The sequence below is a fragment of the Paraburkholderia sp. SIMBA_027 genome (assembly GCF_046535315.1).
Classification (GTDB): Bacteria; Pseudomonadota; Gammaproteobacteria; order Burkholderiales; family Burkholderiaceae; genus Paraburkholderia; species Paraburkholderia tropica.
The window spans coordinates 77620-89697 of sequence record NZ_JAWRWY010000026.1; the positions used below are offsets into that span (position 1 = coordinate 77620).

The 12078-nt window shown below is 57.5% G+C and carries 18 protein-coding genes and 2 pseudogenes; 12 read left to right on the forward strand and 8 right to left on the reverse strand.

The features are described from left to right. Nucleotides 1–77: 77 nt before the first annotated feature. From SB764_RS34565 to SB764_RS34575, 3 genes are all read left to right on the forward strand, one after another. Nucleotides 78–992: a DMT family transporter gene (locus SB764_RS34565; RefSeq protein ID WP_110329871.1), complete on the forward strand. Its 915-nt coding sequence runs from the start codon at nt 78–80 to the stop codon at nt 990–992. 107 nt (nt 993–1099) lie between these two features. Next, a complete protein-coding gene (locus tag SB764_RS34570; RefSeq protein WP_110329840.1) occupies nt 1100–1498 on the forward strand; it encodes a MarR family winged helix-turn-helix transcriptional regulator in 399 nt (132 codons plus the stop codon). 111 nt (nt 1499–1609) lie between these two features. After that, nucleotides 1610–1993, forward strand: coding sequence for a tautomerase family protein (locus SB764_RS34575; RefSeq protein ID WP_110329839.1), 384 nt, complete (start codon nt 1610–1612; stop codon nt 1991–1993). 72 nt (nt 1994–2065) lie between these two features. On the opposite strand, the gene SB764_RS34580 is transcribed toward SB764_RS34575, so the two are convergent. Further along, nucleotides 2066–3223, reverse strand: coding sequence for an alpha-hydroxy acid oxidase (locus SB764_RS34580; protein WP_110329838.1), 1158 nt, complete (start codon nt 3221–3223; stop codon nt 2066–2068). A 77-nt stretch (nt 3224–3300) separates the two neighbouring features. Beyond that, nucleotides 3301–3693: a tautomerase family protein gene (locus SB764_RS34585; protein ID WP_321920475.1), complete on the reverse strand. Its 393-nt coding sequence runs from the start codon at nt 3691–3693 to the stop codon at nt 3301–3303. A gap of 138 nt (nt 3694–3831) precedes the next feature. Here SB764_RS34585 and SB764_RS34590 point away from each other — a divergent pair, with 138 nt between their 5' ends. Further along, on the forward strand, nt 3832–4749 hold the full coding sequence (locus tag SB764_RS34590; RefSeq protein ID WP_348966931.1) for a LysR family transcriptional regulator: 918 nt from the start codon (nt 3832–3834) through the stop codon (nt 4747–4749). 164 nt (nt 4750–4913) lie between these two features. Here SB764_RS34590 and SB764_RS34595 read toward each other — a convergent pair whose 3' ends face one another. Further along, nucleotides 4914–5300 (reverse strand): substrate-binding domain-containing protein, encoded by a 387-nt coding sequence (locus tag SB764_RS34595; protein ID WP_181441130.1) that lies wholly within the window; start codon nt 5298–5300, stop codon nt 4914–4916. Nucleotides 5301–5723: 423 nt separating this feature from the next. On the opposite strand from SB764_RS34595, the gene SB764_RS34600 reads away from it, so the two are divergent. The 8 genes from SB764_RS34600 to SB764_RS34635 all read left to right on the forward strand — a co-directional run bounded on the left by SB764_RS34600 (nt 5724) and on the right by SB764_RS34635 (nt 9544). Next, entirely contained in the window at nt 5724–6806 is a 1083-nt protein-coding gene (locus SB764_RS34600; protein ID WP_348966930.1) for a hypothetical protein, read from the forward strand. Further along, complete coding sequence (locus tag SB764_RS34605; protein ID WP_110330015.1) at nt 6803–7006, forward strand: hypothetical protein; 204 nt, start codon at nt 6803–6805, stop codon at nt 7004–7006. The genes SB764_RS34600 and SB764_RS34605 overlap by 4 nt, the downstream gene beginning before the upstream one ends. Continuing rightward, nucleotides 7003–7377, forward strand: coding sequence for a hypothetical protein (locus SB764_RS34610; RefSeq protein ID WP_410866121.1), 375 nt, complete (start codon nt 7003–7005; stop codon nt 7375–7377). Before SB764_RS34605 ends, SB764_RS34610 begins: the two co-directional genes overlap by 4 nt. A 67-nt stretch (nt 7378–7444) precedes the next feature. Then, on the forward strand, nt 7445–7870 hold the full coding sequence (locus tag SB764_RS34615; RefSeq protein WP_146230145.1) for a hypothetical protein: 426 nt from the start codon (nt 7445–7447) through the stop codon (nt 7868–7870). 38 nt (nt 7871–7908) lie between these two features. Next, nucleotides 7909–8310, forward strand: a complete 402-nt coding sequence (locus tag SB764_RS34620; RefSeq protein ID WP_110330018.1) for a hypothetical protein — start codon at nt 7909–7911, stop codon at nt 8308–8310. Continuing rightward, nucleotides 8310–8786, forward strand: coding sequence for a hypothetical protein (locus SB764_RS34625; protein WP_110330019.1), 477 nt, complete (start codon nt 8310–8312; stop codon nt 8784–8786). The genes SB764_RS34620 and SB764_RS34625 overlap by 1 nt, the downstream gene beginning before the upstream one ends. Beyond that, complete coding sequence (locus SB764_RS34630) at nt 8786–8914, forward strand: hypothetical protein (protein WP_258365592.1); 129 nt, start codon at nt 8786–8788, stop codon at nt 8912–8914. The genes SB764_RS34625 and SB764_RS34630 overlap by 1 nt, the downstream gene beginning before the upstream one ends. A gap of 306 nt (nt 8915–9220) precedes the next feature. Next, entirely contained in the window at nt 9221–9544 is a 324-nt protein-coding gene (locus tag SB764_RS34635) for a helix-turn-helix domain-containing protein (RefSeq protein ID WP_410866122.1), read from the forward strand. 445 nt (nt 9545–9989) lie between these two features. On the opposite strand, the pseudogene SB764_RS34640 reads toward SB764_RS34635, so the two are convergent. The 5 genes and pseudogenes from SB764_RS34640 to SB764_RS34660 form a co-directional block, all read right to left on the reverse strand. Next, nucleotides 9990–10625: pseudogene (locus SB764_RS34640) on the reverse strand (IS6 family transposase); the annotation flags it as partial. 89 nt (nt 10626–10714) lie between these two features. Continuing rightward, the gene (locus SB764_RS34645) at nt 10715–10951 is read right to left on the reverse strand and encodes a hypothetical protein (RefSeq protein WP_410866123.1); all 237 of its coding nucleotides are present in this window, start codon (nt 10949–10951) and stop codon (nt 10715–10717) included. A 130-nt stretch (nt 10952–11081) separates the two neighbouring features. Then, nucleotides 11082–11438 (reverse strand): helix-turn-helix domain-containing protein, encoded by a 357-nt coding sequence (locus SB764_RS34650; RefSeq protein WP_410866124.1) that lies wholly within the window; start codon nt 11436–11438, stop codon nt 11082–11084. A 5-nt stretch (nt 11439–11443) separates the two neighbouring features. Beyond that, nucleotides 11444–11746, reverse strand: coding sequence for a type II toxin-antitoxin system HigB family toxin (locus SB764_RS34655; protein ID WP_410866125.1), 303 nt, complete (start codon nt 11744–11746; stop codon nt 11444–11446). A 243-nt stretch (nt 11747–11989) separates the two neighbouring features. Then, nucleotides 11990–12078, reverse strand: a pseudogene (locus SB764_RS34660) (IS5/IS1182 family transposase); the annotation flags it as partial.

Below are 12078 nucleotides of genomic sequence, written 5' to 3' on the forward strand. Positions count from 1 at the left end.
CAAAGTTTATTTCGGTTGTCCGGGGGCTGTCCAGCGCCCAGAATTCATCCCAGTTATATCTTTCCTGGAGGTTTGAAATGAACCCCGCAAGCGTCGCTTTTGGTCTGTTGGGCTTTATTTGGGGCACCAATTTCTTGTTCATGCGCTGGGCCAGCGTTCTCATCTCGCCGTCGCAGATCGTTTTTCTGCGCGTGCTCTTCGGATTTGCGCCCATCCTGGTCTTTGCGCTCTTTAGAGGGGCACTGAAGTGGAAGCAGCTCCGCCATGTGCACCACTTCTTCGTGATGTCGTTGCTTGCCACGACGGTGTACTACTACTCGTTTGCGAAGGGAGCCTCTTTGCTTCCGTCGGGAGTAGCGGGAATGCTGAGCGGCGCGATTCCGCTGGTCTCCTTCCTTTGTGCCTGGGTCGCGCTGCGCTCTGAGCGACCAACCGCTCGAATGGTCGTGGGACTGGTTTGCGGGCTTGCGGGCGTTCTCCTGATCGCGCGGCCTTGGTCCGCTAGCGCGTCTGGCGTGAATCTGCAGGGTGTGCTTTACATGATGGCAGGGTGTGCCAGCGTTGGCTGCTCGTTCGTCTACGCTCGCCGCTACCTGAGCAACATTGACATGTCGCCGCTTGCCCTGTCCACGTGGCAAATCGGGCTCGCGCTCGTATCAATCAGCCTGGTGACGGATTTCCACGGGATCATGGCGGTTACGACGAACGTACAGGCTGCAGCAGGGCTTGTGGTGGGGCTGGGTCTGACGGGCACTGGCGTAGCGTACATCCTCTACTACTACATCGTTCAAAAGCTCGGCGCATTGACGGCCTCCAGCGTGACCTATGTCCCTCCGCTCATCGCTGTCTTGATTGGTGTCGTCTTTGCGAAAGAAGCGGTCCATGCCATGGATTGCGTCGCAATGCTCTGCATCCTTGGTGGCGTGTTCCTGCTTCAGACGGGCAAGGCGAAGAAGGCAGCGGCAGCCGCCCCCAAGGCAGAAGCGTGCTGATGGTTGTCTTTGACAAGGGGAGCGTGAAGCTCCACTTGCCAAATCCCAGAAGTGTGACCATCGAGCGTTGGCTTTAAGGTATCAGTTGCGGGTATATACTCGCAATCATGAACGTACCTTGCTACTGCACATCACTGCGCAACGCTGCTCGTCGTCTGACCGCAGCCTATGACGCTGCTCTCGCTCCCGTTGGGGTGGGTGCAGCACAGTTTGCCCTGCTACGGGGAGTAGATTCGTCCGAGGCTGTTGGGCTATCCGAGCTGGGCGAAAACCTTGACCTCGATCGTTCCACGGTGGGGCGAAACGTCAGGGTGTTGGAGAAGATCGGGTTGATTCAGACCGGCGCGGGCGCTGACCAACGAGGCACTTATGTCACGCTGACGGCCGCAGGGCGACAGGTGTTGAAGAAAGGTGCACCCTTATGGGAAAAAGCCCAGAGTGAATTTGAGGCGCGGATTGGTCTCGAACAGGCTCAAGGACTCAGGAACGCGCTGCACACGGTGTAGGAACGCGATTGTAGAGGAAACGGAGTCGCGATAGAGGATTCGTCGCACTCTCCCGGGGCGGTCGCCCCATTTTTTCGGTGATATGCGGGTATATACCCATAAGGAGTTGCGATGCCATTGGTGAAGATCAACTTGCGTAAAGGGCGAGAGGCAGAGGTCAAGGTGGCGATTGCTGATGCGGTCCAGGCTGCACTGGTGAACGTTCTGGGTATCCCGGATGCCGACCGTTATGCCGTGATCAACGAGCTGGATGGGGAGCATTTTATTCACACGCCTGCCTATCTGGACCTCAAATATTCCGAAGATCTCTTGATGATCGAGATAACGTTCATCGAGGGGCGTCCAGACGAGACGAAGAAGGAGCTTTTGAAGGACCTGAATCGAAGGCTGACCGCTACCGGTCATGTCCGAGAAGATGATGTGTTCGTGATGATCTACGAGGTCGGGAAGGCAAACGTGTCTTTCGGTAAGGGGCTTGCACAGCGGGCTCTCTAACGACCTGCGGAAATTCAGCTATTGGTCGGTGGTGCGACAACGGATTATCTATTGGCCGATGTCGCGATCAAGTTAGTGCCGTGCAAGAATGGCTGGCGTAATGTCGCGTACTGCGCGCGTCCCAGTCAGCGCCATCGAAACATCGAGCTCCTTACGGAGAATATCAATTGCCTTGCTCACGCCCGGCTGTCCACCGGCACCGAGACCATAGATAAAAGCTCGTCCGACCATGCAGCTACGTGCACCGAGGGCCAGCGCACGTAGAACATCCTGTCCTGTGCGCACACCACCATCGAACAGCACCTCCACCTTGTCGCCGACGGCGTCCACAATCCGTTCCAGCATAGATATTGATGACTTCGCCCCGTCCAGTTGACGCCCACCGTGATTTGACACGACGATGGCGGAGACTCCGAGGTCCGCAGCGATCTTCGCGTCTTCTACGTCCAAAATTCCTTTCAGGATGATTTTCCCTGGCCAGATGCGCCGAATCCAGTCCAAGTCCTTCCAGTTCAGCGTCGGGTCGAACTGTTTCGACATCCACTGGGCGAGCGTATTGACGTTATCCATGCCTTGAATGTGCCCGGCAATGTTGCCGAAGTTCTTGCGCTTCCCCTTGAACACGCTCCAGGCCCACGTTGGCTTGGTCGCGACGTCCAGGATGTTGGCGAGGGTGATTTCGGGTGGGACCGTCATGCCGTTTTTTATGTCGCAGTGCCTTTGCCCAAGAATCTGAAGATCGAGCGTGGGCATCAGCGCACTACATTTGGCCTCGATAGCCCTTTCGATGAGTGACCGAACGAAACCGCGATCGCGCATCACATATAGTTGAAACCAGAACGGTTCACCTACGTTCGCGGCGACATCTTCGATTGAGCAGATGGACATCGTGCTGAGGCAAAAGGGAATGCCAGCTTCCTGCGCGGCTCGGCAGGCAAGGATTTCCCCGTCGCCATATTGCATGCCGCAAAGACCAATTGGAGCGAGCGCGAAGGGTAGCGACGTTTGTTCGCCGAGCACGGTCGTCGACAGGTCACGGTCGTCGACGTTGATAGCGACGCGCTGGCGCAATGGAATTGCCTCAAGGTCCGCGCGATTGGCGCGCATTGTCGACTGCGTATACGAGCCGTGATCTGCATACTGGAAAAATGCGCGCGGCACGTGACGTTGCGCGATTTCACGCAAATCGTCGATGCATGTTGCTTTTCGTAGTGCGGCTTCTCTTGCCATGTGAACTGCGTCTCCCAATTGCTCTTTTTTGATGGGGCGCATAGCCCCGCCTTTAGCTGACATGTACTTGCCGCGCGTTATTCCGTCGGTGCGTATTGCATTTCGCCATTTCCGAAGGACCAGTCGACGCGCGCGACGTCGATGAGGCTGATCCAGATGTCTTGCTTGCGCATGCCCGTTTTGGCATGAACGCCGTCTGCGATTGCCTTGTAGAAGGCCTTCTTCACGTCGACCGTCCGACCGGCATTCCAGGTGACCTGGATGAAAACGATGCCCGGCGTGTAGTCGATACCCAGATAGCCTTCTGCGGGGTAGATCAGTTCGTCTTCCGAGTGGCGCGAAATGATCTGGAACTTGTCGTTCTTCGGGACATTCGCCACATTGATCATGGCCTCGTACACCGTGTCGCTAACTGCCTTGACGACTTCGGACTTAGCGTCCTTCGAAATATTGATTCGTACGAGGGGCATTGCTATCTCCTTTGGAAGGTGCACCCGGTGGTATGGATACCTAGGCGGGAGCTGGCACTAGGCAAGTCCTTAGGATAGACTTCGATATGCTCTTCCGAAAGCGAATAATATTCATCGTTAACATGCCGGATAGGAATTATGATCGAAGACCTTAAAGCCTTCGTCACCGTCATTGACGAGGCCTCCCTGACCCGTGCTGCGACTGCGCTATGCGTTACGCAGTCCGCTGTCTCAAAACGCATTCAGCGCCTGGAGCAGTATTTGCGGGCGGATCTTCTGGACAGAAACTCGAAGCCGCCACGTCCGACGGCGGTGGCCTGTCGCATCTACGAGCAGGCCGTCCCCCTTCTGCGCGGCCTCGATAGGCTGCTGGAGCTCGCGAGAGAGGATGCGGAGCCGACAGGGACGCTACGGTTCGGCTTTCCGCAGGTCGTTGCTGAAATCGCTCTGTTCAATGCGGTCGTCATGACGAAGGAGAGATTTCCGCTGCTTGAAGTGCGACTGCGCACTGATTGGAGCTCCGCGCTGCTACGGACGATGGAGCAAGGAGAGCTTGATGCGGCAGTGATAATGGTCTCGAGTGATCGCACTCCGCACGAGGACTTCTCGCGGACCTTTGTGGCGAGGCTCGAGGTACTTGTTGTTCAGAGTCGGAGCAAGCCGCTTGTGGAGGCGGTCAATTCGATCAAGTCGCTCGCGTCCCAGGAGTGGGTATTGAACCCTCAAGGGTGTGGGTACCGCGCAGCGCTTGAAGCAGCAATGGACTCAGCGGGAAAAAGTCTGCGACTGGGCGTGGATACCCACGGTACAGACATGCAATTGCGACTGGTTGCCGCCGGACTTGGCTTGGGCCTTGTCCCGCGCGGCGTACTGGAGAACAGCGAATGGAAGGACGAAGTATCCGTTGTCGAGGTAAGCGACTTTGACCTGAGCGTCGACGTCTGGCTGGTTCGGCCCGCCCAGCTTGGCAATCTCGGGCAAGCCGTCAACTTTCTCGGAGAGTCTATTCAAGCCTCATTCGATGGCCAGACTAGCCGGGGCTCTAGGCCCGCGTAATTGTGTCGTTGGTTTCCCCGAGGGCTTGCCGACCTCGGTGTCTGGACATCGGGCCACCCATGGCGCGTCAAGCCGTCGAATTCATGCGCCAATCGGCCAGGTCGTTTCGTCAGGGGTCCCGGGCCCAAAGCACCCTCAATGGACGAGGAGGCCTGTCTTTGCATTCACGCGAGGTGGCCACCGGTCGCTGACTCGAATCCGCAGGAGTGTCGTATGTCCCGTGTCGCCGACGATGTAAGCAGTTCTATTAGCGAACGCGCCGTCGCGTCGGAAGACGATCCTTTGCTCACCGCGACGGAGTAGGTCGTGGACAGCCGATAGCGATCCGGCAGAAGGCCGACCAGAGTCAGGTGATTCGTGTATTTAATCTCGGTAGCCTGTGTAATACCGATAGCTCCCACACGAGCTTCCTCAGACAGAGCCCGCATTGCGGTCTCACCGTTCGCATGTGGGCGGATCTTGTCGCGGATTGATGGTAAGCCGTCAATAAACGACGCCCTACCAATGGCAGGCTGAAGGTCAGATGCTAAGTGTCCGCGTGGACATGTCAACGCCGACTGAATCCTGACCTTTCGGCGAAACGCCGAAGTAAATCTGACCCACCCAGTTGGTATCTCTTTGATTTTCGTGCAGCTTTCCGGTTAGGGACATCTAAGGCCGACGCGCCTTCGCCTTGTGGTCCGCTATAAATTCCGTTTTGAATCAAACGCATGATGTCTACCCGCCGCGAGCGAATGCTGCAATCGCGAGGGTACTGACGTGATGCACTCTCCCAGGTTAAGGGGTGCGCTGCGCAGCAGCCCCTTGCGCTCACGCCATGACTGTCCGCGATGGGGAGTCAGCAGGCCGCTGATTACAAGAAAAAATGTTCGAGGGCCGGAAGGCAATGCCTCACCAAGGTCAAGCGCGGGCTAATCGGAAAAATGCACGGAAATCAAAGGGATCCCAGTAAGTAACCATAAACTACGCCCTAGTTGGCCGAGCTTCTGAAGCGCATCATCCGCAAGGATCTGCGCGCGGGCTTTTCCGAGTCGTCGGTGAACAAGGGCATGCCGGGCCTCATCGCCGAGTTCCCCTACATGCGCTGCGTGCTGCCGAAGAAGGCGAAGTTCAACAAGTGGGAATGGGAGCAGGGCGTATTCAGCCAGGAAAAGGCTGACGGCTTCTACGACAACCTCGACCACGACGACGACGGCAACGTGGAGCTGCGCACGCGCCAGGGCAATCCGCTGCCGCTCGATCAGTTCGGCGGGGTCGTGGCCGAAGCGAGGGCGCGCCTCGATCGCGGCACCGAGACGCACGGCGAGATCCTCGTGCTGGTCGATGGCGTGATTGCGGATCGTGAGATCGGCAACAGCATCGTCAACCGCGTGGCCGCGGGCGGCGAATTCGCCGCGAACGAGCAGCCGCTCTTTCTCGCGTGGGACCAGATTCCGCTGCACGTGGTCGTGCCGAAGGGCGAGTATCACGTCGGTTATCGCGAGCGTTTCAAGGCGCTGCTGATGCAACTGGCCCGCGTGCCGGGCAGCGACGTGCGCGTCATCCCGACCAAGATCGTGCACTCGCTGCGCGAAGCCTACCAGCACTGCAAGGAGCTCCAGCTCCAAGGCAAGGAAGGCACGATCATCAAGCGCCCGACCGGCTTCTGGAAAGACACGAACAGCGGCAACCCGGACGTCGTGAAACTGAAGGTCGAAGCCGAAGCCGACCTCGTGCTCAAGGCGATCGTGCCGGGCCGCGCGGGCACGAAGAACGAAGGCCGCCCCGGCTCGATCACGTGCGAAACCTCGTGCGGCCAGCTCGTGGTGGACGTCACCATGAAGAACGAGAAGATGCGCGACGGGCTGGAAGCGGGCTGGTCCGCGTGGGAAGGCCGCGTGATGAAGGTCGTGTTCAACGACATCATGGCGCCGTTCGCGTCGAGCAACGTGCACTCGTTCTTCCTGCTGCGCTTCGCCGAAGATTGCGTGCGCATCGACAAGGACGTGGCCGACAATCTGGCGCGCTGCCGCGAGCAGCTCGAGGCGGCCATCAACGGCGAGGGCGTGCCGGCATGATCACGATGGCGACGAGCCGCGAAGCCTCGCCGTTCCCGTGGCGCTCGCATGTCAACTTCGACGGCGCGGGCGGCTGCCGCATGATCGACGCGAAGGGCGTCGAGGTGGCGCTCCTGTCGGTGATGGCCCTCTCGGGTATCGTCACGGCCACGATCGCTGCGCAGCCGGCGGCGACGCAGAAAGAGGGCGCGGCAGCATGAAGATTTTCACGCATGTGCTGCTCGCACTGCGTGCGGTGCGCCCGGTGGCAGCGGGCATCGCACGCGCGCTACGCGAAGATCCTCAGACCTTCAAGTTCGGGCGCGCGCGCGGTCAGGCGTTCACATGGGCCACGCACTGCTCGGGCGTGTGGGCCGTGATGCACTTCCCGCCACCGGCGCGCGGCGTTCTGCCGGTGATCCGCGTGGTGAACCGGGAAGGGCGGCCGACCGTGGTGCTCTCGAAGTTGGAGACCCTCCTGATCGCGCTGGCCTGGCCTGAAACGTGGGAACCGCGCCGCGACACGGGTAAGCAGTTCGACCCAGACGCGACGGGCGTGCAGTATCGCCTCACAGGTCTTCGCGAATCCTGACCAAAGGCCCGCTTAATGCGGGCCTTTTGATGCTATAAACGCCAAAACAACTCGCATGGGAACAGCGATGACGACGCTATTCGATCTGATGGAGAAGGCGATTTTGGGACTGCTCGCTACAGCTATAGCTGCCGTCATAACGTTAGCCTCCGTCGCAAAAGCTGAGCTTGACGCAAACCTGCTCCGCGCCGTTCAGGACTACTTCTGGAGTATTCCGTTTCTCGCGGGGGTCGCCGTGCTTTTGGTGATGAGGAAATCGGAATCCACGATGAAAGGTCTCGGCAAAGGCGTTCTCGCGTTTTCGTGCATGTTCGTCATCTGGTTATCCGCCGGAATCGTCACGTGGATACAGGCCACATTGGCACTTCTTGGTCACTATGCAATACCGGGATGGAAGGGGACGATCATGTTCTTGATCTTTCTAATCCCATACCACTTTTGCCTGGCGTATGGGAAGAAGCAAAGCTGCAGTTCCTCTATCGACAGCAGGTAAACCGGGCAAGTATCATGTGCGGATCTTTGGAGAGGCACATGACCTACAAGACCTTCACGCTGGGCGACCTGCGCGCCTTGCTTGCACCGCTATCGGGGGCGCGTCGCGCCGCGGTGCTTTACGCACTCGACACGCACACCAACCTGGACCGCACCGTGATGCTCGAATGGAAGGAAGCGCTGCGCGCGCCGACCACCGAGTTCGCGCGCGACCTGATCCGCATCCAGCCGCGTCACCTGCGGCTCGATTATGTCTTTTGGGAATATCTCGAAAACGGGAGTGCAGCGCCATTATTCTGTCTCGAAGATAGCGTTAGCGAGGTGACGATGGGTCGCAGCTTCGCTGACCTTCAAGCGCTCTACGACCGCATGATCTGGATCGATGCCGAGCTGGAGGCCGACTCGTTCTCGCGCGACCTCAAACAGGCGATGGAGGGTTGATGCTCGGTTGGATATGGGTGAATGCGGGCGTGGCGATCATTGCGCCGATCGTCGGGCTGGGGGTCGTGCTGCTGGTGCACTTGCTCGCTGGTGGGGACGGGGGCCTGTCGAAGGACATTATTGACCGCATCAAGCTGGTCGCGCCGTTTCGCGACGGCCAGCTTGGCTATATCGCAGTGGGCTGGGCGGTGGCGGCGTATCATGATCTGCACGAGTGGCAGAGCGGCAAGATCAGCGTGGACTGGGTCAGTGATGTTGATATTGCCCTGTTTTTGCTGGGTGGTCTCGCGGGCTTGGTCGCAGCGTTCGGGGCGGTATCGCCGCTCAAGCCCCTTGCGGTAGGCGCGACTCGCCCCAGACTGTTCAGCCGGGCGGGATTCAAGCGCTACATCCTCGCGATTGCGTCTATCGTGCTTTCAGTTCTGGTGCTATGTATAATGATCTTTGTGCGCCTCAAAACCACAGGGAAAATCTAATGACCAAGCTACTCCATCTCGATCACATGTCGGAAGAGTCGCGAGCCTTGATTTACATGGCTGCGATCGTGGGCGTGGGCTGCGTCACGGCTGTTGGCTTTGTCGTGCGGGCGATGCTCAAGCTCTGACGCTCCAGCACCCCAGCGAAAAGCCCGCCGCGTGCGGGCTTTTGTTTGCGCGCATAATTTAACATAATATAAATTAGCGAATTATTAATCGGGGTCGAGTGATAAAATTACCGTCCAATTCTCACACGTCCAGGCCTGCGAGCCGCGCGGCGGCAACCGGATAATCGAGCGCCGATGTGTCCGACAACAGTTCACAAGCCTGCACAATGCAAACAGATGTCCTGAAAGACTTCATCGCAAGTGACGACTACCGTGTCATGATCTACACGCACGATCATTGTCAAGCCGCATAACAGGAGACCTCACATGGCAGCAAAACCCAAAACCTGCGGTGGTATCGCGGCTGCGGTGCATCAGGCGGCGAGCGATCTGCATAAAGTTGGCGTAATCACTGACGCGCGGATGGCGAAGTACAACGCACTGTGCCTGAAGCCAGTGCCATCATACGACTCAGCTGGGGTTTTAGCGCTTCGCAAGCGCCGGAAGCTTAGCCAAGCAGTTCTGGCAGGGGCGATCAACACCAGTATCGCGACCGTGCGTTGCTGGGAAGCCGGTTTGCGAAAGCCAAACGGAACCGCATCAAAGTTGCTACACCTGCTTGAAAAGAAGGGGTTGGAAGCTGTAGTTTAGTCGGCCAGAAGCGGTCCTTCTCTCGTGTGACGTAGAGCAGACATCCGCACTGAGTTTGCAATGCCGATAAACGGCGAGCTATCAAGTGGCCGGACGGTTTACGACGGATCAGATGTTTAAGTACTGCGCCGCGCTCGAATCCGCTGGCATTAGGGACGTAGATCACGAAGGCTATTCATACCCGCAATTTACATTGAACTGGCAAATTTCCTGCTTACATTCGGATTACTTATAATTATTTAAAGATATTTTAAATAATTATAAGATCGAGCGCGTAGTGGTCGACTTGGACGCTACTGCTATGGAGTGAATTTGAGTGACAGACCGCACAACCTAATGCTCGATGATTTTGGTTTGCGGTCTTCGAATTCGGTGCCCATGTGGTGCCACTGGTTCTGGTACAAATAGGTAAGTGGTTTGAGAAAACTCAAATATATAGCATACCTTATCGATAAGGCGGGACCGCATTCCATACAGCCGGCGCGGCAGCATCTTTGAGGCCAAGTTTCGCTAGTCGAACTGGCCCTTGCGAATATGATGCGTCAACTGGATGCCTGAAATCGTGGTCGCGGTACCTCTGAACCGTTTGAATCCAAGCATCACGTTCGTTCTGGACTTGATGTGACGATGGTCCTGTTCGATCAGGTTGTTGAGGTATTTCGAGAAGCACACCTTCGTGACCTCGTGAAGCAGGCCATCAAGCTTCATCTCACGTACGGCCCGGCGCGAGGCCGCGAAGCGTCGAGGGTGATGGTCTGCGGCGCCGGGCCCCGATGTCTGATGGCCTTGCTGAAAAAGGCTTTGACCGCAGCCGCGTTGCGTCGGGCTCTGAGCATGAAGTCCACCGTCTGGCCGGCCCGATCCACTGCGCGATACAGGTAGACCCACCTGCCGCGAGTATTCAGGTAGGTCTCGTCGACACACCAGGAGCGACCCGCTGGTGTAGCAAAGTAGTTCCAGCGTTTGACGAACTCGGGCGTAAAACGCCTCACCCAGCGCAGGATTGTCGTGTGAGCCAACAACAATCCCCGCTCGGCCATCACTCGACCAGATCACGCAGGCTCAGTGTGTAGCGCAGATAACCGGCCGGCCCATTGCAATTACCGCGTCGCCGACCATATCCCAAGTTGCCTTGTCGGCGTAACGATATTGACGCGTCATGTTCTTTTCCTATCGACAAACCAGTAGTTCGGACGCTCGCGCGTTTTGTTGTGCGATCGTCATCGTGCGAAACATTTCGACCTGCTGCGCTGAGTCCTTGTACTGCTCGTCGGCGAGGTTATACGCATCGATTTCCCGTTCGCATCCCATGCCGAGCATCGAGTGTTGCTGACATTCCTGGAGAGCATCCAGCGCCGTTCGCCGGTCTTCAGCAGCTTGCTCAAGGTCGCGGTCCAACTTGACCACGTCGAAACTCTCTGAGCTGGCTTCATATGATTCTCTCGCTTTCCAGGGCCGCGCGCTGCAGCGAATTTTCCGCTCAGTTAACCGCTACGACACTGCCGCTTTGCATGGCGACTCCTTAATTTTCTGTCGGTTATCCGATTAGCACCTCAGCGGGTATTTTCAATTCGCGGCTCAAACGGCGAATCATTGAAAGGCTAAGACCGCGCTTACGATTGAGGACTTCGTACACCCGATTCAAGTTGCCGATATACGGTTGCATGTCGCTGGCCGATAGTCCTGCCTGTTCCATGCGGAATTTGATGGCTTCGACAGGATCCGGAAGATCGAGCGGAAAATGCTCTGCCTCGTAGCGCTCCACTAGTGTAGCGAGGATTTCGAGATGATCCCCCTCAGGGGTGCCCAGTTCCGGGTCAACGTCAACAAGACGGGATACGGTTTGCAACGCTTCCTTGTAGTCGCGTTCGTTGTGGATTGGACGAATTTCCATGTTGGCTACTCCAGTTCAACGGTTTCAGCATCGATTCGGTCGTATTCGCCATGCGTTCCGATGAACTTGATATAGACGACACCGATGCGGTAAGCCACTGCGACGATCAGCCGGTAATCGTTCCCCTTGATGTTGAATATCACTCGGTTTCGCCCGACAAAGCTCGCGGAGGCGTATCTGGCCTTGATGTCCTGCGGCGTCATCCAGCCGGCCTTTACCGCTTCCTCATGCCATGCCAGCAACGACTGTCGAGCCATTGGGTGCCTGTCGCAGAATTTCAGGAGGACTCTTTTCGCAATAACTTTCATGAGAAACATCATAGTCCCATATTGGGACTATTTCAAGCGAATCGTTTCGCCTCTAGCCGGGCGATGCAGGCAGATTAGGACGGCTCGGGCGTTGTCCCTTGTCGTTGCCACGAAAGGCGGGGCGAAGGGCGCGTAGTGGCCCCTTAGGCGGAGCGGCCTTAATGTGGCTGGCCAAGCCGCGCGCCAAGGAGTCCGGGGGCACAACGGCCATGCAGGAACGTCTAGCGGCGAGCCTAGAGCGTGTTAGGCACTTGTATTAAGGGCTGCGAAGTGGACAAGCATAAGCACGGCGAATACGACGAAATGCAGACCAGCCAGGGTTTCGGGCAATC